Raw genomic sequence first — 18606 nt, 5'->3', positions numbered from 1 at the left:
TGGCTCCGGCCCCGGGCGGCGGCCCGGCCCCGGACCACCGGGGGGTCAGACGTACTCGGTCGGGATCACGGCCTCGCCGCGCGAGAGCTGCGTCGCCGACAGGGGCAGGCCCGCGCGGGCGGCGCGGTGGCGGTCGCGGGCCGCCTCCAGCGGCTCGCGGGCGACCACCTCGCCCGCCCTGACGAGCTGGACCAGCAGCTGCCGGTCGGCCAGCGCGGCCGGGACCGGGCCGGTCCCGACGACCTCCGCCTCCGCGACGCCGTCCGCGTCCACCCGGCGGGCCGCCCACTTGCGCCCGCCCATCGAGGTCTTCCCGCCCGAGGACTTCTTCGCGACCGGCGCCAGGACCGCCCTCGGGTCCGCCGAGGCGGCCCGCGCCACCAGCTTGTAGACCATCGAGCAGGTCGGGTGCCCGCTGCCGGTCACGAGCTGGGTCCCGACCCCGTACGCGTCCACCGGGGCCGCCGCCAGCGAGGCGATGGCGTACTCGTCGAGGTCGGAGGTGACCACGATCCGGGTCCCGGCCGCCCCCAGCTCGTCGAGCTGCTGGCGGACCCGGTGGGCCACCAGCAGCAGGTCCCCGGAGTCGATCCGGACCGCGCCCAGCCCCTTGCCGGCGACCTCCACGGCCGTCCGTACCGCCTCGGCGACGTCGTACGTGTCCACCAGCAGGGTCGTCCCGCTGCCCAGCGAGGCGACCTGCGCGGTGAAGGCGGCCCGCTCGTCGTCGTGGACCAGGGTGAAGGCGTGGGCGCTCGTGCCGACGGTGGGGATGCCGTAGCGGAAGCCGGCCGCCAGGTCCGAGGTGGAGGCGAAGCCGCCGACGTACGCGGCGCGGGCCGAGGCCACCGCCGCCAGTTCGTGGGTGCGCCGGGCGCCCATCTCGATCAGCGGCCGGCCGCCCGCCGCCGAGGCCATCCGGCTCGCCGCCGCCGCGATCGCCGAGTCGTGGTTGAGGATCGACAGGACCACGGTCTCCAGCAGCACGCACTCGGCGAAGCTGCCCTCGACCCGCAGGACCGGCGAGCCGGGGAAGTAGACCTCGCCCTCCGGGTAGCCCCAGATGTCGCCCGAGAAACGGTACGAGGCCAGCCACTGGAGGGTCCGCTCGTCCACGACGGCCCGCTCGCGCAGGAAGTCCAGCACCGCGCCGTCGAAGCGGAAGTTCTCCACCGCGTCCAGCACCCGGCCCGTCCCCGCGACCACGCCGTAGCGCCGCCCCTCGGGCAGCCGCCGGGTGAACACCTCGAAGACCGAGCGGCGTCCGGCGGTGCCGTTCGCCAGGGCGGCCTGCAACATCGTGAGCTCGTAATGGTCCGTGAAGAGCGCTGTCGACGGCACGTCCACCGGCAGGCCCAGGTCGGCTGGGTTCATGGCCCGGATGCTAGCGCACATCTCGTCAAAGTGACGAGATGTGGGGCCCGTTTGTGCGACGGGCCGGGTGCAGTGGCAGCATGGGACGAGTGAGTGTTGCTCCTGTTGAGATCGAACGCACCGAATCGGCCTCGGAGACCTTCGCGGTCCCCGACCCCGACGTCCCCTGGGTGACCCTGGTGCACAACGACCCGGTCAACCTCATGAGCTACGTGGCGTACGTGTTCCAGGCGTACTTCGGCTACCCCAAGGACAAGGCGCACAAGCTGATGCTCGACGTCCACCGCAAGGGCCGGGCGGTCGTCTCCAGCGGCACCCGCGAGGAGATGGAACGCGACGTGCAGGCCATGCACGGCTACGGCCTGTGGGCGACCCTCTCGCAGGACCGCACCTGATGGGCGGCGTGTTCGAGACCCTCAAGGGCGGCGGCGGCGCCGCCATCGCGCTGGACGAGATCGAGATCTCCATCCTGCGCTCCCTCGCCGTCCAGCTGCTGGAGCTGATCGGTCCGGGCGACCCGGAGCCCGCCGCGGACGCCGACCCGCTGGCCGTGCTGTTCGCCGCCTCCGACGGCCCCACCGAACCCCCCTCCGACCCGGCGCTGGCCCGCCTCTTCCCCGACGCGTACGGGGGACCGGGCGCGGGGCCGAAGGAGGACCCCGAGGAGCTGCGCGCCCGCTCGTCGGAGTTCCGCCGCTTCACCGAGAACGACCTGCGCTCCCGCAAGCGCGAGGACGCGCTGGCCGTCGTCCGCAGCCTGGACGGGCTCACCCCGGCCGGTGACGGCGCGGCGGTGCTGGAGCTGACGGGGCCGCTGCCGCTGCGCTGGCTCGGCGCCCTCAACGACCTGCGCCTGACGCTCGCGGCCCGGCTCGACATCACCGAGGACGACGAGAGCGAGGTGCTCTTCCGGCTGCCGGACGAGGACCCGCGCAAGCCGATGGTGATGGCCTACCTGTGGCTCGGAGGGCTCCAGGAGACCCTGATCGAGACGCTCTAAACCGTTTCCGACCGCCTCCGGCCGTCTCCTCGGCCCCTTCTCGGCCCGCCTCGGCCCCCTCCTCACGCCCCCCTGAACGCCTTCTCAACCCCTCTCGAATCACCCCAGAACCCCCTCCGGACGGGTGTTCGCTCATCGGACGCTCAAATCCGGATAACGATCAGATCACCGTGATGCGGTGATCTGATCTCTTTTGGGGTCAATGTCCTAGATTTTCCATGCCCTGGGTCACATTCCCCCTCCGCGATCACCCGTAAGCACGTGATAAATCTTCACGAATCGCCGGAGGGACGCCACCCCTGTCCCCTCGGCCCGCTGGAACCGGCTGACCGCCGGTGTGCACTCCGAATCCGTATCCGGGGGGATCGAGGACCCGGCCCGCAGCCCGTCGAAGGGCGCGGTCCGGCGTGGAGAAAGGCGCACCAGACATGACCTCAGTGCAGGTCGAGCAGGACGACAGGACGCCCGGCGAGGGCACCGGGGGCGAGCCCGGCGGCGAGGGGTACCACCGCACGCTCGGCGCCCGCCAGATCCAGATGATCGCGATCGGCGGAGCCATCGGCACCGGCCTCTTCATGGGCGCCGGCAAGGCGATCTCCAAGGCGGGCCCCAGCCTGATCCTGGCCTACGCCATCGCCGGCCTGGTCATCTTCTTCATCATGCGGGCCCTGGGCGAGCTGCTCATGTACCGGCCCGTCTCCGGCTCCTTCTCGGACTACGCCCGCGAGTTCCTGGGCCCCTTCTGGGGGTACACGACGGGCTGGACGTACTGGCTCTTCTGGGTGGTCACCGGCATCGTCGAGATCACCGCGGCCGCCAAGTACATGGCCTACTGGACCGGCGACAGCTTCCCGCAATGGGTCTACGCGCTGATCTTCACCGTCATCCTCTACTTCGCCAACCTGATCTCCGTGAAGCTCTTCGGCGAGCTGGAGTTCTGGTTCTCCATGGTCAAGGTCACCGCCATCGTCGGCATGATCCTGATCTGCGCCGGCATCCTCACCCTCGGCTTCTCCGACGCCGGCGACACCGCCTCCGTCTCGAACCTGTGGAACGACGGCGGCTTCTTCCCCCAGGGCATCGGCGGCACGCTGATGACCCTCCAGATCGTGATGTTCGCCTTCCTCGCGGTCGAGCTGGTCGGCGTCACCGCCGGCGAGTCCAAGGACCCGGCCAAGACCCTCCCCAAGGCCATCAACACCGTGCCGTGGCGCATCGCCGTCTTCTACGTCGGCGCGCTGATCATGATCCTGTCGGTCGTCCCGTGGAGCGAGTTCCAGCCCGGCGTCAGCCCCTTCGTCGCCGCCTTCGAGAAGATGGGCCTCGGCGTCGGCGCCGCCATCGTCAACTTCGTGGTGCTCACCGCCGCCCTCTCCTCCTGCAACTCCGGCATGTACTCCACCGGCCGCATGCTGCGAGACCTCGCCCTCAACGGCCAGGGACCGGCCTTCTTCGCCCGGCTCACCAAGAACGGCACCCCGCTGGTGGGCACCACCTTCTCCGCCTCGCTGATGCTGGTGGGCGTCTGGATCAACTACGTCGCCCCGGGCAAGGCCTTCGACTACGTCGTCTCCTTCGCCACCATCTCCGGCATGTGGGCCTGGATCATGATCCTGGTCTCCCAGATCCGCTACCGCGCCAAGGCCGACCGGGGCGAACTGCCCGCCTCCTCCTTCCGGGCGCCCGGAGCCCCCTGGACGAGCTGGTTCGCGCTGCTCTTCATCGGCATGGTCGTCGTGATGATGGGCGCCGACAAGGACGCGCGGATCTCGCTGTACTGCGCCCCGCTGTGGGGCCTGTTCCTGGGCCTCGCCTACCTGGCCCTGAAGAGGCGCGCCGCCCGCGAGGCCGCCCGCGAGGCCGTCCCCGGCACGGCGTCCTGACCGCCCTCCGCCGCCGCGCCACCCGCGGTTCCCGGCCGCCTGTCACGGCCGGGAACCGCCACCCCCGGGCACTCGTGTCCGGCATGCGGGCCCTTGCGTACCACTCCTCGGTACGCAAGGGCCCGTCTGCTTATCCTGTCGCTCATGCTGACCCTCACCCAGGCCCTCCACGACCGGATCGTCGCGCACGCCCGCCAGGACCACCCCGACGAGGCGTGCGGCGTCGTGGCCGGGCCGGCCGGCACCGGACGCCCCGAGCGGTTCGTCCCGATGCTCAACGCGGCCCGCTCGCCCACCTTCTACGAGTTCGACTCGAAGGACCTCCTGAAGCTCTACCGGGAGATGGACGACCGGGACGAGGAACCCGTGATCGTCTACCACTCGCACACCGCGACCGAGGCGTACCCCTCGCGCACCGACCTCACCTACGCCAACGAGCCCGGCGCGCACTACGTGCTGGTCTCCACGGCGGACCAGGACGGGCCCGGGGAGTTCCAGTTCCGCTCCTACCGGATCGTCGACGGGGTGGTCACGGAGGAGGAAGTACGGCTCGTAGCCGCCTACTGACCAGTATGTGAGCCGCTGACGTCCACGATGCGGGATCACACTCCAAACGGGGGACCGGGCGTCGTTACCATGACCGCATGGTTCCCCCCGACACGAGCATCGAGACGCCCGGCAGCCCGCTGCTCGTGGCGCGGCTCCATGTCGACCTGTGCCGTCTCGCCGGCGCGATCTGTCCCGCCTGTCCCGCCGCCTGAGCGCCGCGGCAGCACCGCGGCCCCCGCGCGGGGCACGCGCCTTCACGTTCTCTACGCACCCCTCACGACTGGAGTCGGCCATGGCCATCGAGGTCCGCATCCCCACCATCCTGCGCCCCTACACCGACGGCGAGAAGGCCGTGTCCGGTGAGGGCGCCGCCATCGCCGACCTCTTCACCGACCTGGAGACCCGCCACAAGGGCATCCGTGAGCGCCTCGTCGACGACTCGGGCGAACTGCGCCGCTTCGTCAACGTCTACCTCAACGACGAGGACGTCCGCTTCCTCGGCGGCATCACCACCGCACTCGGCGACGGCGACATCGTCACCATCCTCCCGGCCGTGGCCGGCGGATCGAAGTAATGCGCTACGACTCCCCGCTGGCCGCGGTCGGCAACACGCCGCTGGTCCGGCTGCCCCGGCTCTCGCCCTCGGACGAGGTGCGCGTCTGGGCGAAGCTGGAGGACCGCAACCCGACCGGCTCGATCAAGGACCGCCCCGCGCTCCACATGGTCGAGCAGGCGGAGAAGGACGGCCGCCTCTTCCCCGGCTGCACGATCCTGGAACCCACCTCGGGCAACACCGGCATCTCCCTGGCGATGGCGGCGAAGCTCAAGGGCTACCGGATCGTCTGCGTCATGCCGGAGAACACCTCGCGGGAGCGGCGCGACCTGCTGGCCATGTGGGGAGCCGAGATCGTCCCGTCACCGGCGGCGGGCGGCTCGAACACCGCCGTCCGGGTCGCCAAGGAACTCGCGGCCCAGCACCCGGACTGGGTGATGCTCTACCAGTACGGCAACCCCGACAACGCGGGCGCGCACTACGCCACGACGGGCCCGGAGATCCTCGCGGACCTCCCCTCCATCACCCACTTCGTGGCGGGCCTGGGCACGACCGGCACCCTGATGGGCGTCGGCCGCTACCTGCGCGAGCACGTCGAGGGCATCAAGATCGTCGCGGCCGAGCCCCGCTACGACGACCTGGTCTACGGCCTGCGCAACCTGGACGAGGGCTTCGTACCGGAGCTGTACGACGCCTCCGTGCTCACCACCCGCTACTCGGTGGGCTCGGCGGACGCCGTCACCCGCACCCGCGAGCTGCTCCAGCTGGAGGGCATCTTCGCGGGCGTCTCCACCGGGGCCGCCCTGCACGCGGCGATCGGCGTCGGCCGCAAGGCCGTGGCCGCCGGGGAGTCCGCGGACATCGTCTTCGTCGTCGCCGACGGCGGCTGGAAGTACCTCTCGACGGGGGTCTACACCGCCGCCACCACGGAAGAGGCCATCGAACGGCTCCAGGGCCAGCTCTGGGCCTGACCCGCTTCCCGGACCGGGCGGCCCGGACCGGACGGTGACCGGGCGGCCCGGACCGGGTGACCCGGACCGGGCAGGGGACGGCCCGGGCCACCCGGTGGCCGGGACAGGACCGGGCCGGACGGGACCAGGGCTTGCCCGGTTCCGTTCCCGTTCGGCCCGTCCCGCACCGCACGGCGCGTGCGGGGGCGCCGTGAGCCGGCTGGGTCTCGGCCCGCCGGGTCTCAGTCCGGCGGTTGCGCGCCCAGGAGTTCCGCCAGGATCGCCGCATGGCTCGACCCCGGCTCACGGACCGCCGTCACCAGCGTCACCGGGCCCGCCGCCGCCAGCCCCCGCAGGCGGGCCAGCTCGGCCACCGCCTCCGGAGCGGCCAGTTCCGCCTCGAACCGGGTCCGGAACTCCCCGGCGGAGCCGCCCGCGTGGAACCACCGCCGCAGCTCCGCCGACGGGGTCACCGCCCGGGGCCATTCGTCCACCGCCGCCACCGCCTTCGCCAGGCCGCGCGGCCAGAGCCGGTCCACGAGGACCCGCACCCCGTCCGACCCCGGCTCGGGGGGATCGTAGACACGCCGCACCCGGATCACCGGCCACCTCCGGCCCTCGGCCTCGTCCCGCACCACCGGTCGGTGGCCGTCCCCCGACCGTAACCGCGCCCACCCACCCCGGCACCCCGGCCACCCCCGGCCGGGCGGGCCGGCTGCTGCCCCCCGGCGGCGCCCCGGGGCATCCGCGCCGCGCCTTCCGTGCGGACTGTGCTCCAGGCTCGTACTCCTGCTCCCGTGCCGTTACTGGGGAAGAGTGGTGCGGGCGGTGACTTCCCCCACAACGGCCCGCCACGGAGGAGCGACCGGAGGTTTCGCGCCTTACGCTCGACCCACGCACGGCCCGCATCCCGTCCACGGACCGTCCACGGAGGTTCACGCTCCATGAAGCTCACCGTCGTCGGCTGTTCGGGGTCGTTCCCGTCCGCGGAATCGGCCTGTTCGAGCTACCTCGTCGAGGCCGACGGTTTCCGGCTGCTCCTCGACATGGGCAACGGCTCCCTCGGCCCGCTCCAGCGCCACTGCGGGCTCTACGACCTCGACGCGATCTTCCTGAGCCACCTGCACGCCGACCATTGCATCGACATGTGCGCGTACTTCGTCGCCCGCTACTACCGCCACGAGGGCGGCCGGTGCGGAGCCCTCCCCGTCTACGGCCCCGAGGGCACCGAGCAGCGCCTGACCACCGCCTACGACGACGTACCCGACGAGCGCTCGATGAGCGAGGTCTTCGAGTTCCGCACCCTGAAGCCCGGCAGCTTCGAGATCGGCCCGTTCCAGGTCCGCACCGAGCGGGTCCGGCATCCGGTCGAGTCGTACGGCATCCGCGTCGAGCACGAGGGGCGCTCGCTCGCGTACTCCGGCGACACCGGCGCCTGCCCCGAGCTGGGGCTCCTCGCCGAGGACACCGACCTCTTCCTCTGCGAGGCATCCTTCACCCACGGCAAGGAGGACGTCCCGGGCCTCCACCTCAACGGCCGCGAGGCCGGCGAGTACGCCCGCGGCGCCAGGGCCGGCCGTCTGGTCCTCACCCACATCCCGCCGTGGACGGACGCCGCCCGTAACCTCGCCGACGCCCGCGCGGTCTACGCGGGCCGGGTCGACCTGGCCCACGCGGGCGCGGTCTACGAGGTGTAGCCGTACGGGGTCCAGCCGTACGGGGTCCGGCTCCACGGGGCCGGGGTCCACGGTGCCGCCCCGCAGGGCCCGTCCGTAAAGCCCCGTCCGTGCGCCCCGCCGCGTGACGCGCGAAGGCCGAAGCCCCCGTCCTCCTCGCGGAGGACGGGGGCTTCGGACCCGGTGGCGCGTGTGCGCCGGACTTACTTGGACTCGGCCTTCGCCAGCTCGGCGAGCTCCTCGTCGGACTCGCGGCCCGGCGTCGGGAGGTTGAACTTGGTGATCGCGAAGCGGAACACGAAGTAGTAGACCACCGCGAAGCAGAGGCCGATGCCGGCCAGGCCCCACGGGTTCTCGGCTATGCCGAGGTTCAGCAGGAAGTCGACCGCGCCGGCGGAGAAGCCGAAGCCGTCACGCATGCCCAGGGCCCAGGTCAGGGCCAGGGAGACACCGGTCAGCACCGCGTGGATCGCGTACAGCACCGGGGCGATGAACATGAAGGTGAACTCGATCGGCTCGGTCACACCGGTGACGAACGCGGTGAGCGCGAGGGAGAACATCATGCCGCCGACGACCTTGCGGCGCTCCGGACGGGCACAGTGGACGATCGCGAGGCAGGCGGCCGGGAGCGCGAACATCATGATCGGGAAGAAGCCGGTCATGAACTGTCCGGCGCTCGGGTCACCGGCGAGGAAGCGCGCGATGTCACCGTGGACGGCACCGGTGGGGGTGTCGAAGGAACCGGCCTGGAACCACGGGAAGGAGTTCAGCAGGTGGTGCATGCCGATCGGGATCAGCGCACGGTTGGCGACACCGAAGATGCCCGCGCCGACCGCGCCGGAACCGGTCAGCCACTCACCGAAGTTGTGCAGACCCGTGCCGAGGACCGGCCAGATGAGACCGAAGACGATACCGGTGACCAGACCCGCGAAGGCGGAGAGGATCGGGACCAGGCGACGGCCGCCGAAGAAGCCCGCCCAGTCCGGCAGCTTGGTCCGGTAGAACTTCTGGTAGAGCAGCGCGGTGATGACACCCATCACGACACCGCCGAGGACACCGGCGTTGACCGCGGCGTCCACGTGGATGATCTTGTCGCCGTCGACCTTGGCGACCTTGGGCAGGTTGCTGTCGGTGAAGGTGGCGAGAACCTTCTGGAAGACCAGGTAGCCGGTCACGGCGGCCAGCGCCGTGGAGCCGTCGGACTTCTTGGCGAAGCCGATCGCGATACCGACGGCGAACAGCAGCGCCATGTTGTCGAGGATCGCGCCGCCACCGGCGGCCATGTAGCCGGCGATCTTGTTCACGAACTCGGGGAAGGTGTCCTTCCCGAGCATGTCGCCCGCGCCCAGACGGAGCAGCAGAGCGCCTGCGGGCAGTACCGCGACGGGGAGCATGAGGCTCCGGCCGATGCGCTGCATGACAGACATCACGCCGGCGCCCTTCTTCTTCTCGGCCGCGGGGGCGGCAGCCGTGGTCACAACTTCCTCCAGTGGGCAAGGCGCCGCCGGAGGACAGAGCGGGACGGCGACGTCTCAGAATTTGGGGGTACATGGGCACAGACAGGCTCATGTGGTCTACACCAATGGGTGGTGTAGACCAGTTGTAACACGGTGAGGGTTAGATAAGGAACCTTCGTTTTCCAGTGGCCTGCGTCACAATTGGGTCACGCCGCCGCGCTGCCGGGCCCGCCGGACTTCCGGACATGGCGAAGGCCCCCGGACACGAGAATCCGAGGGCCCGTCCGAAGGGACCGAAGTCCCCTCCCGCGCCTACGCCTTGGTGTTCTCCGCCTGCATCGCCGCGATCTCCTCGTCGGACTCCCGGCCCGGGGTCGGAATGTTGAACTTGGTGATCACGAACCGGAAGACCGTGTAGTAGACAACCGCGAAACCGAGACCGATCGGAATGATCAGCCACGGCTTGGTCGCCAGACTCCAGTTGAGCAGGTAGTCGATCAGACCCGCCGAGAAGCTGAAACCGTCCTTCACCCCGAACGCCCAGGTCACCGCCATCGACACACCCGTCAGCACCGCGTGGATCGCGTACAGCACCGGCGCCACGAAGAGGAAGGAGTACTCCAGCGGCTCGGTGATGCCCGTGACGAACGACGTCAGCCCCACCGACAGCATCAGACCGCCGACCTCTTTGCGCCGCAACGGCTTCGCACAGTGGGTGATCGCCAGCGCCGCCGCCGGCAGGGCGAACATCATGATCGGGAAGAAGCCCGTCAGGAACAGACCCGCGTTCGGGTCCCCCGCCAGGAACATGTTGATGTCACCGTGCACGACCTGACCGTCCGGCTTCATGTAACTGCCGAACTGGAACCACACCGGCACGTTCAGGAACTGGTGCAGGCCGATCACCAGCAGCGCCCGGTTCGCGATGCCGAAGATGCCCGCACCCCACGCGCCCAGACCCACCAGCCAGTCCGAGAAGCTCTCCAGCGCACTGCCGACCGGCGGCCAGATCCACAGGCAGAGCACGGCGAAGACGATCCCGACGAAGGCCATCACGATCGGGACCAGCCGCCGCCCGTTGAAGAACCCGAGCCAGTCGACCAGCTTCACCCGGTGCAGCCGCTGCCAGAACCAGGCCGCGAGCAACCCCATGACGATGCCGCCGAAGACCCCCGGATTCTGGTACGAGTACCCCGTGAAGGTGTCGGCGGGACTCAGGCAGCCGCCGCCGATGTCCCGGGTCCCCGCCGGGCAGGGCTTGGCGAAGGCGTGCAGCACGCCCCGGTAGACGAGGAACCCCGCCACCGCCGCGAGCGCGGTCGAACCGTCCGCCTTCTTGGCCATGCCGATCGCGACACCGATGCAGAACAGCAGGGGAAGGCCGAGGTCCGCGTCCAGCAGTGCACCGCCCGCGCCCGCCATCACCCGCGCGGCGTCGGTCCAGTTCAAGCCGTCCTTGCCGAACACGTCCGGCTGGCCCAGCCGGTTCAGGATTCCCGCCGCGGGCAGGACCGCGATCGGCAGCTGAAGGCTCCGGCCCATCTTCTGCAGTCCCTGGAACAAACCGTTCCACCACTGCGGTGCTGGCACTGCTGCGGCGCTGCTCGCGCTCATCGGCATCCTCCCTGACCGGCCGGTTTTTGGCAGCCGCAGCACATGCGGCACACTGGTGTAGACCAGGTGTGGGTGCAGGCTGCTGCTGATGGTCATCATTGGACAGCTACTGGACCCGCGCCCGTGTAGATAGGCCAACCGTGAGTTACCGTGACAAAGCGGACCACGATGGTGGCCCCGCCGAGACTCGTTCTTCGTAACACTCAGGGAGAAACGCATGGCCACCAAGGCTGAGAAGATCGTCGCCGGGCTCGGCGGTATCGACAACATCGAAGAGGTCGAGGGCTGCATCACGCGCCTGCGCACCGAGGTCAAGGACCCGGCCCTGGTCAACGAGGTCGCGCTGAAGGCCGCCGGCGCCCACGGCGTCGTCAAGATGGGCACCGCCATCCAGGTCGTCATCGGCACCGACGCCGACCCGATCGCCGGCGAGATCGAAGACATGATGTGAGCTGAGCCCACCGGCTCCGCACACCCCGAAGACCCCGTCCCGGACCCCTCCGGACGGGGTCTTCGCGCATCCCCGCACCGACTAGGCTCACAGCCATGTCTCGCATCGACGGCCGCACGCCCGAACAGCTCCGCCCGGTCACCATCGAACGCGGATGGAGCAAGCACGCCGAAGGCTCCGTCCTCATCTCCTTCGGGGACACCAAGGTCTTCTGCACCGCCTCCTTCACCGAAGGCGTCCCGCGCTGGCGCAAGGGCAGCGGCGAAGGCTGGGTCACCTCCGAGTACTCGATGCTGCCCCGCTCCACCAACACCCGCGGCGACCGCGAGTCCGTCCGGGGCAAGATCGGCGGCCGTACCCACGAGATCTCCCGCCTCATCGGCCGCTCGCTGCGCGCCGTGATCGACTACAAGGCGCTGGGCGAGAACACCGTCGTCCTGGACTGCGACGTCCTCCAGGCCGACGGCGGCACCCGCACCGCCGCGATCACCGGCGCGTACGTCGCCCTCGCCGACGCCATCGCCTGGGGCCAGAAGAAGAAGCTCGTCAAAGCCGGCCGCAAGCCGCTCACCGGCACCGTCGCCGCCGTCAGCGTCGGCATCGTCGACGGCGTCCCGCTCCTGGACCTCTGCTACGAGGAGGACGTGCGGGCCGAGACCGACATGAACGTGGTCTGCACCGGCGACGGCCGCTTCGTCGAGGTCCAGGGCACCGCCGAGGGCGAGCCCTTCGACCGCAAGGAACTCAACGCCCTCCTGGACCTCGCCGCCGGAGGCTGCGCGGACCTCGAAGCCCTCCAGCTCGGCGCGCTCGAACTCCAGTAGGGGAGCGGAGCCCCGGGACCGGACCGTGCCCCGGGACCGGACCGGCGGGCGGCAACCACCGGGCGCGCGGCGGCGTCTACGACGGTACGGACGCCCGGCGGCAACCGCCGGGCGCCCGGCCACGCAGCCGCGCCCCTGGGGGACCGCATGAATCCGAAGCTCCGTACGACGCCCCGCACGACGTTCCGTACGACGCCCCGCGTGAAGCCGAAGCACCGCGCCGCCGTCCTCACCGTGACGGCCGCCCTGGCGCTCACCTCCCTGACCGCCTGCGGCGCGGTCTCGACGGCCATGGACTGCGCGAACACGGCGGTGGCCGTCACCGAGGGCGCCAACGACCTCCAACAGGCGATCTCCCAGGCGGGCAACAGCCCGCAGGACGCCCAGAACGCCCTGGACCAGATCGACGCGAGCCTCAAGAAGATCGGCGACCAGACGGGCAACGCCGACCTGGCCAAGGCCATCGGCTCCCTGAACACGGCCGTCCAGAACGTCCGCACCGCCCTCCGGAGCGGCGACCCCGCCCCGGACATCACCCCGGTCGCGGACGCGGCGGGCGAACTCACCAAGGTCTGCACCCCCGGCTGACCCTCCCCCGGCCGACCCTCGGGCGGCCCGGAATAATGGCGGGCATGACCTCCACGCCCAGCCGCCTCGTCCTGGCCACCCGCAACGCCGGCAAAGTCACCGAGCTCCGCGCCATCCTGTCCGCCGCCGACCTGCCGTACGAGCTGGTCGGCGCGGACGCGTACCCGCAGGTCCCGGACGTCAAGGAGACCGGCGTCACCTTCGCGGAGAACGCCCTCCTCAAGGCCCACGCCCTGGCACGCGCCACCGGCCTCCCGGCCGTGGCCGACGACTCCGGCCTCTGCGTGGACGTCCTGGGCGGCGCCCCCGGCATCTTCTCGGCCCGCTGGGCGGGCACCCACGGCGACGACGGGGCCAACCTGCGCCTGCTGCTGGCCCAGCTCTCCGACATCGACGACGGCCACCGCGGCGCCCACTTCGCCTGCGCGGCGGCCCTGGCCCTCCCGGACGGCACCGAACGCGTCGTCGAGGGCCGCCTCCTGGGCACCCTCCGCCACACCCCGGCCGGCACGGGCGGCTTCGGCTACGACCCGATCCTCCAGCCCCTGGGCGAATCCCGCACCTGCGCGGAACTGTCGGCGGCCGAGAAGAACGCCCTCTCCCACCGCGGCCAGGCCTTCCGCGCCCTGGTGCCCTTCGTCCGCGCCCTGCTGGGCTGACCCCGGCAACGTCGAAGGCCCGGCTCCCGGAGCCGGGCCTTCGGTGTGTGCGGTTGGGGGGACTCGAACCCCCACGGGTTTTACCCCACTGGGACCTAAACCCAGCGCGACTGCCTGATTCCGCCACAACCGCGAGATATTACTCAACTCGGACATCTAGTCCGTTTGGGCAGGGTCAGTCTACGGGGCGGCCGGGGTGGGCGACAGGCTGAGGGTGGCGGCTCCCGCCCCGCGTGTCCGTCCACGCGTCCGTCCGTGGACCTGTCCACGCGTCCGCCGAGGAGTGGCAGTTGGGGCGAGCGGTCGCGGGTCCGCCGGCCGCTCGCCCCGCCGGTCGCCGTCGACGCGATCGGCCTCCGGCGGCAGTGGGCGTCCTCCTCACCCGATAAGCGGAATGGCCCGCACCGGATCGGTGCGGGCCGTTGCGTCCGGAAAAGCGGAGCGATGCGGAGAGGGTGGGGAGCGCCGGGAAGGGGGGAGCGGGGTGGGGCGGGTCAGAGGGACAGGTCTCGGATGATCTTGGCTACGTGGCCCGTGGCCTTGACGTTGTAGAAGGCGTGTTCGATCTTGCCCTCCTCGTCGACGACCACCGTGGAGCGGATGACCCCGGTCACCGTCTTGCCGTACAGCTTCTTCTCGCCGTACGCGCCGTACGCGAGCAGGGTCTCCTTCTCCGGGTCGCCGACCAGCGTGACCTTCAGCTGCTCCTTCTCCCGGAACTTCGCCAGCTTCGCCGGCTGGTCGGGGGAGACGCCGATGACGTCGTAGCCCGCCGCGGTCAGGAGGTCCAGGTTGTCCGTGAAGTCGCACGCCTGCTTGGTGCAGCCCGGGGTCAGCGCGGCCGGGTAGAAGTAGACGATCACTTTGCGGCCCTTGTGGTCCGCGAGCGAGACCTCCTTGCCGTCCGCGTCGGGCAGGGTGAAGGCGGGGGCGGTGTCGCCCGGCTGGAGTCGCGCGCTCATGTTGACACTCTCCTCGGAAGGGGATCGGTACGGCACGAGACTAAGCTGACAGACTGTTCACGGCGGACTACGCCCCCACAGGACCACGACGACGGAGGCAGCGCGGTGCCGGAAGCCAGGACCCCCGCACAGATCGAGGCGGACATCGTCCGCCGCCGCGAGCGGCTCGCCGAGACGCTGGACGAGATCGGCGTGCGCATGCACCCGAACACGATCATCGGGGACGCGAAGGCCAAGGTCGCCTCGACGGTCGACCAGACCGCCGGGCGCGCCTTCGCCTCGGTGAACCGGCTCGTCACGGAGGTGAAGGACGGTCTGCGTCACGAGGACGGGGCCCCGCGCGTCGAGCGGATCGTTCCCGTCGCGCTCTTCGTGGCGGGGGTGGCCGGACTGCTGCTGCTGTCGGCGCGCCGCAAGCGCTGACGACCCTCCGGCACGCGGGCCGGGTACGGGCAGGTAGGTTCGGGTCGTGAGCGAGAACACCACCCACGACAAGCTTCCCATCCGCATGCTGCACGACCGCGTGCTCGTGCGTTCCGACTCGCCCGAGGGCGAGCGGCGCTCGGGCGGTGGCATCCTGATCCCGGCGACGGCCGCGGTGGGCAAGCGGCTGGCCTGGGCCGAGGTGGTCGCGGTCGGGCAGAACGTCCGGACGGTCGAACCCGGTGACCGGGTGCTGTACGACCCGGAGGACCGGGCGGAGGTCGAGGTCCGGGGCGCGACGTACGTGCTGATGCGGGAGCGGGACCTGCACGCCGTGGCCGCGGAGCGGCTGGAGGGGTCGGAGGACTCCACCGGTCTGTACCTCTGAGGCGCTGTACCTCTGAGGCGCTGTACCTCTGAGCCGCTGTACCTCTGAGCCGCTGGACGGCAGGGGCCCTGTGCCTCCGGGCGTCTGATTCTCCGGGCCTACGGACCTCCGGGGTTCCGTAGCGCGCGGGTTCCCTTGCGGGAGAAGGGCTGGTGGCCCAGGTCACCAGCCCTTTCCGCTGCCCTTTGCTACGGTGGAGGGGAACCCCGACGAGACGCGCCGTACCGGGTTGACGACAAGACGACGCACCCCGTTCCGCTCTCGTCCGGAGGTGTCCGTCATGGCCTGGGTTCTTCTTCTTCTCGCCGGTCTGCTCGAAGTGGGCTGGGCGATCGGCATGAAGTACACCGAGGGTTTCACCCGGCTCTGGCCCAGTGTCTTCACCGGGGCCGGGATCATCGCCAGCATGGTGTTGCTGTCCTATGCCGCCAAGACCCTGCCGATCGGTACGGCGTACGGGGTGTGGGTGGGTATCGGCGCCGCCGGTGCGGCGGTGCTCGGTATGGCGGTGCTGGGGGAGCCCGTCACCGCCGCCCGGATCTTCTTCATCTGTCTGCTGCTGGTCGCCGTGGTGGGGCTGAAGGCGACCTCGGGTCACTGACCGCCGCTCTCACCGGCCGCGCACCTCACTGGTGGCGCCCCTCACTCCACGAAGGCGGACGGGGGGCGTCCGCCTTCGGTGGTGCTGCCCTGGGTCCCTTGCGTCCCCTGAGTCCCCTGTGTTCCCTGTGTTCCCTGGGTGTCCTCGCCGGTGCCGCCGCGTGAGCCCTGGCTGATGCCGCCGTTGCCCTGACCGCCCTGGTTCTGGCCGCCCTGCGACTGGCCGCCGTTGCCCTGGCCCCCGTCCGTCGGTCCGCCGTTGGTCTGGCCTCCCTGGTTCTGGCCGCCGTTGCCCTGGCCGCCGTCGGTCTGTCCTCCGTCGGTCCGGCCGCCCTGTGTCTGTCCGGTCGTCGGCCGGCCGGGCCGGGTCGGCGGGCCGGAGGAGGCCGGGGGCGCCGGGGTGCGGCTGCCCGGGGTCTGCTGCGGGGGGAGCGGGGGGACCGGCGGCGGGAGCTGGGCCGCGCCGGGCTGGAGGTCCAGGTCGAAGTCGACGGGGTCGCTGCCCGCCAGGGCCGCCTTCGTGCAGGCGGCCCAGATCCGGGCGGGGTAGCCGCCTCCGCCGATCCGGGGTTCGCCCAGGGCCCCGTAGAGGGACTGGAGGGTTCCGGTGTCCGGGTCCTGGCCCATCATCGAGACGACCGTGACCAGGTCCGGGGTGTACGCGGCGAACCACGCCGAGCGGTCCAGTTCGGCGGTGCCGGTCTTGCCGGCGGCGGGGCGTCCGGCCGCGAGGGCCTCCGTGCCGGTGCCGTTGTCGACCACGCTGACCAGCATGGACGTGGTGGTGTCGGCGGCCTCGCGGCTGACGGCCTGGTTCGCGTTCCGGTCGGGCAGTCCGATCGTCTCGTCGCCCTTGGTGATCTTCTCCAGGAAGGTGTACGGGGTGTACAGGCCGTGGGCGGCGAGGGTCGCGTACGCCTGGGTCATGTCGAGGACGCTGGCCTGGAGGGTACCGAGGGCCATGGCCGGGCCCGCGTCGAAGTTCGGGGTGTTCTCCGGGACGCCGAGGGCGACGGCGGTCTGTTTGACCTTGTCCGTGCCGACGTCGACGACCATCTGCGCGAAGACGGTGTTGACGGAGAGGTCGGTGGCGGTGTTGACGGTGATGTTCCCGTACGACACCTGGCCCTCGTTCTCGGGGGCGTAGGGGATGCGGGTGCCGACGACGCGGCGCTTGTTGTCGCCGTTGTAGATCGTGTTCGGGGTGATCCGGCGGCCGTCCTGGGTGCGGGAGCGGTTCTCGACGGCCGCCGCGAAGACGAACGGCTTGAAGGTGGAGGCGACCTGGTAGTCGTGCCGGGTCGCGTTGTTCACGTACTGCTTGGTGTAGTCGATGCCGCCGTAGAGGGCGACGACCTTGCCGGTGACCGGGTCGATGGAGACGCCGCCCGCCCGGACCAGCCGGTCCGCCGCGCGGGTCTGCGGCCGGAGCTTGCTGACCATCTGGTGGTCGACGGCGCCCACGATGGCGGCCTGCCGGCGTTTGTCGATGGTGGTGGTGATGCGGTAGCCGCCCTCGGCCAGGGTCTTGTCGTCGAGGATGCCGTTGTCGGCCAGGTAGTCCTTGATCGCCTCGACGAGGTAGCCGCGCTGGCCGGAGAGCCCGGCGGCGGGGCGGACCTTGCCGGGTTCGGGGAAGCGGACGGCGGCGCGTTCGGCCGGGGTCAGCCAGTTCTTCTTGACCATGCCGTCGAGGACGTAGTTCCAGCGGGCGACGGCGCGCGGGCGGTTCTGGGGGTGGGAGACGACGTCGAAGGCGCTGGGGGAGTTGAGGAGGGTGGCCAGGTAGGCGCCTTCGGCGGTGGTGAGCCGGGAGGCGTCCTTCCCGTAGTACGCCTGGGCGGCGGCCTGGATGCCGTAGGCGTTGCGGCCGAAGTAACTGGTGTTCAGATAGCCCTCAAGGATGTACTCCTTCGACTTCTCGCGACCGAGTTTGATCGCGATGAAGAACTCCTTGGCCTTCCGGGTGAGCGTCTGTTCCTGGCCCAGGTAGTAGTTCTTGACGTACTGCTGGGTGATGGTCGAGCCGGACTGGGTGCCCTTGCCGGTCGCGGTGTTCCAGGCGGCGCGGAGCATCGCCTTGGGGTCCACGGCCCGTTCGGAGTGGAAGTTGCGGTCCTCGGCGGCCAGTACGGCTTCCTGAACGGTGAGCGGGACCTGGGAGAGCGGCACGTTGACGCGGTTGACCTCGCCGTCGCGGGCGAGCTGGGAGCCGTCGGAGTAGAGGTAGACGTTGGACTGCGCGGTGGCGGCGGCGTTCGCGGGCGGGATGCGGACCAGCAGGTAGCCCGCGACCAGGGCGCCGCCGAGGAGGAGGACGAGGAGCAGGGCGGCGCCGAGGACCATGCGCCAGGTGGGCAGGGCGCGGCGCCAGCTGGTCCGCTTCCGTTTCGCCCGGCCGCGCGGGTCCGGAGCGCCGGGAGGCCGCTGTGGGGGTGGCGGCCGGTGCGGGGGCGGGGGTGGCCCTCCGGTGGCGGACGTGTCCGGGTCGCGAGGGGTCCAGCCAGGGGGTGGTGACTGGTCGCTCATCTCCGGGACTCCTCGACGCCGTGCGAAATATCCACTTTGTACCTCATGGTGTCTACCCGATGACCCGTCGATCCGCTCCGGACGGGCGTAAATACTTCGCGTGGATCGCCCCTCCGCACTAAGCTC

20 protein-coding genes, 1 tRNA gene, 1 pseudogene and 1 riboswitch are annotated in these 18606 nt (G+C 70.8%); of the genes and pseudogenes, 15 read left to right on the top strand and 7 right to left on the bottom strand.

What is annotated here, in order from left to right; all coding sequences use genetic code 11:
* Positions 1–45 precede the first annotated feature (45 nt).
* A complete protein-coding gene (locus ACIA5F_RS05600; protein ID WP_399349422.1) occupies positions 46–1374 on the bottom strand; it encodes a nicotinate phosphoribosyltransferase in 1329 nt (442 codons plus the stop codon).
* An 80-nt stretch (positions 1375–1454) separates the two neighbouring features.
* On the opposite strand from ACIA5F_RS05600, the gene clpS reads away from it, so the two are divergent.
* The 7 genes from clpS (at position 1455) to ACIA5F_RS05565 (ending at position 6330) form a co-directional block, all read left to right on the top strand.
* A complete protein-coding gene (gene clpS / locus ACIA5F_RS05595; RefSeq protein WP_399349420.1) occupies positions 1455–1769 on the top strand; it encodes an ATP-dependent Clp protease adapter ClpS in 315 nt (104 codons plus the stop codon).
* Positions 1769–2374: a DUF2017 domain-containing protein gene (locus tag ACIA5F_RS05590; protein WP_399349418.1), complete on the top strand. Its 606-nt coding sequence runs from the start codon at positions 1769–1771 to the stop codon at positions 2372–2374. The genes clpS and ACIA5F_RS05590 overlap by 1 nt, the downstream gene beginning before the upstream one ends.
* 428 nt (positions 2375–2802) lie before the next feature.
* A complete protein-coding gene (locus ACIA5F_RS05585) occupies positions 2803–4257 on the top strand; it encodes an amino acid permease (RefSeq protein WP_399349416.1) in 1455 nt (484 codons plus the stop codon).
* Between the two features lie 144 nt (positions 4258–4401).
* The gene (locus ACIA5F_RS05580) at positions 4402–4824 is read left to right on the top strand and encodes a Mov34/MPN/PAD-1 family protein (protein WP_399349414.1); all 423 of its coding nucleotides are present in this window, start codon (positions 4402–4404) and stop codon (positions 4822–4824) included.
* Between the two features lie 77 nt (positions 4825–4901).
* A complete protein-coding gene (locus ACIA5F_RS05575) occupies positions 4902–5018 on the top strand; it encodes a putative leader peptide (protein WP_399349412.1) in 117 nt (38 codons plus the stop codon).
* Positions 5019–5098: 80 nt separating this feature from the next.
* Positions 5099–5380 (top strand): MoaD/ThiS family protein, encoded by a 282-nt coding sequence (locus ACIA5F_RS05570; RefSeq protein ID WP_399349410.1) that lies wholly within the window; start codon positions 5099–5101, stop codon positions 5378–5380.
* Complete coding sequence (locus tag ACIA5F_RS05565) at positions 5380–6330, top strand: PLP-dependent cysteine synthase family protein (protein WP_399349408.1); 951 nt, start codon at positions 5380–5382, stop codon at positions 6328–6330. Before ACIA5F_RS05570 ends, ACIA5F_RS05565 begins: the two co-directional genes overlap by 1 nt.
* 221 nt (positions 6331–6551) lie before the next feature.
* On the opposite strand, the gene ACIA5F_RS05560 is transcribed toward ACIA5F_RS05565, so the two are convergent.
* On the bottom strand, positions 6552–6911 hold the full coding sequence (locus ACIA5F_RS05560; protein ID WP_399349601.1) for a DUF488 domain-containing protein: 360 nt from the start codon (positions 6909–6911) through the stop codon (positions 6552–6554).
* Positions 6912–7253: 342 nt separating this feature from the next.
* Here ACIA5F_RS05560 and ACIA5F_RS05555 point away from each other — a divergent pair, with 342 nt between their 5' ends.
* Positions 7254–8006, top strand: a complete 753-nt coding sequence (locus ACIA5F_RS05555) for an MBL fold metallo-hydrolase (protein WP_399349406.1) — start codon at positions 7254–7256, stop codon at positions 8004–8006.
* Positions 8007–8188: 182 nt separating this feature from the next.
* On the opposite strand, the gene ACIA5F_RS05550 is transcribed toward ACIA5F_RS05555, so the two are convergent.
* Both ACIA5F_RS05550 and ACIA5F_RS05545 read right to left on the bottom strand, forming a co-directional pair.
* The gene (locus ACIA5F_RS05550) at positions 8189–9412 is read right to left on the bottom strand and encodes a PTS transporter subunit EIIC (protein WP_399349599.1); all 1224 of its coding nucleotides are present in this window, start codon (positions 9410–9412) and stop codon (positions 8189–8191) included.
* A gap of 342 nt (positions 9413–9754) precedes the next feature.
* Positions 9755–11056: a PTS transporter subunit EIIC gene (locus tag ACIA5F_RS05545; protein ID WP_399349404.1), complete on the bottom strand. Its 1302-nt coding sequence runs from the start codon at positions 11054–11056 to the stop codon at positions 9755–9757.
* A 214-nt stretch (positions 11057–11270) separates the two neighbouring features.
* Here ACIA5F_RS05545 and ACIA5F_RS05540 point away from each other — a divergent pair.
* The 4 genes and pseudogenes from ACIA5F_RS05540 to rdgB form a co-directional block, all read left to right on the top strand.
* A pseudogene (locus ACIA5F_RS05540) lies at positions 11271–11507 on the top strand (glucose PTS transporter subunit EIIB); the annotation flags it as partial.
* Positions 11508–11602: 95 nt separating this feature from the next.
* Positions 11603–12331 carry a ribonuclease PH gene (gene rph / locus ACIA5F_RS05535; RefSeq protein WP_399349402.1) on the top strand — a complete coding sequence of 243 codons (729 nt, stop codon included), beginning with the start codon at positions 11603–11605 and terminating at the stop codon, positions 12329–12331.
* Between the two features lie 201 nt (positions 12332–12532).
* Positions 12533–12919, top strand: coding sequence for a hypothetical protein (locus ACIA5F_RS05530; RefSeq protein ID WP_399349400.1), 387 nt, complete (start codon positions 12533–12535; stop codon positions 12917–12919).
* Positions 12920–12963: 44 nt separating this feature from the next.
* Positions 12964–13578 carry an RdgB/HAM1 family non-canonical purine NTP pyrophosphatase gene (rdgB, locus tag ACIA5F_RS05525; RefSeq protein ID WP_399349398.1) on the top strand — a complete coding sequence of 205 codons (615 nt, stop codon included), beginning with the start codon at positions 12964–12966 and terminating at the stop codon, positions 13576–13578.
* A gap of 48 nt (positions 13579–13626) precedes the next feature.
* Here rdgB and ACIA5F_RS05520 read toward each other — a convergent pair.
* Together ACIA5F_RS05520 and bcp are read right to left on the bottom strand one after the other, a co-directional pair.
* A tRNA-Leu gene (locus ACIA5F_RS05520) sits at positions 13627–13711 on the bottom strand.
* 361 nt (positions 13712–14072) lie between these two features.
* A complete protein-coding gene (gene bcp / locus ACIA5F_RS05515) occupies positions 14073–14540 on the bottom strand; it encodes a thioredoxin-dependent thiol peroxidase (RefSeq protein WP_399349396.1) in 468 nt (155 codons plus the stop codon).
* Positions 14541–14645: 105 nt separating this feature from the next.
* On the opposite strand from bcp, the gene ACIA5F_RS05510 reads away from it, so the two are divergent.
* The 3 genes from ACIA5F_RS05510 (at position 14646) to ACIA5F_RS05500 (ending at position 15952) form a co-directional block, all read left to right on the top strand.
* The gene (locus ACIA5F_RS05510; protein WP_399349394.1) at positions 14646–14963 is read left to right on the top strand and encodes a DUF3618 domain-containing protein; all 318 of its coding nucleotides are present in this window, start codon (positions 14646–14648) and stop codon (positions 14961–14963) included.
* A gap of 46 nt (positions 14964–15009) precedes the next feature.
* Entirely contained in the window at positions 15010–15351 is a 342-nt protein-coding gene (locus ACIA5F_RS05505; RefSeq protein ID WP_399349392.1) for a GroES family chaperonin, read from the top strand.
* Positions 15352–15527: 176 nt separating this feature from the next.
* A riboswitch (guanidine-III (ykkC-III) riboswitch) is annotated at positions 15528–15601 on the top strand.
* A gap of 30 nt (positions 15602–15631) precedes the next feature.
* Positions 15632–15952: a DMT family transporter gene (locus ACIA5F_RS05500; protein WP_399349391.1), complete on the top strand. Its 321-nt coding sequence runs from the start codon at positions 15632–15634 to the stop codon at positions 15950–15952.
* A 41-nt stretch (positions 15953–15993) separates the two neighbouring features.
* On the opposite strand, the gene ACIA5F_RS05495 is transcribed toward ACIA5F_RS05500, so the two are convergent.
* Entirely contained in the window at positions 15994–18480 is a 2487-nt protein-coding gene (locus ACIA5F_RS05495; protein WP_399349389.1) for a transglycosylase domain-containing protein, read from the bottom strand.
* Between the last annotated feature and the right edge of the window lie 126 nt (positions 18481–18606).

The sequence above is a fragment of the Streptomyces sp. NPDC051567 genome (assembly GCF_044454165.1).
In the GTDB taxonomy this organism is placed as follows: Bacteria; Actinomycetota; Actinomycetes; order Streptomycetales; family Streptomycetaceae; genus Streptomyces.
This window is presented reverse-complemented; position numbering and strand designations above follow the sequence as displayed.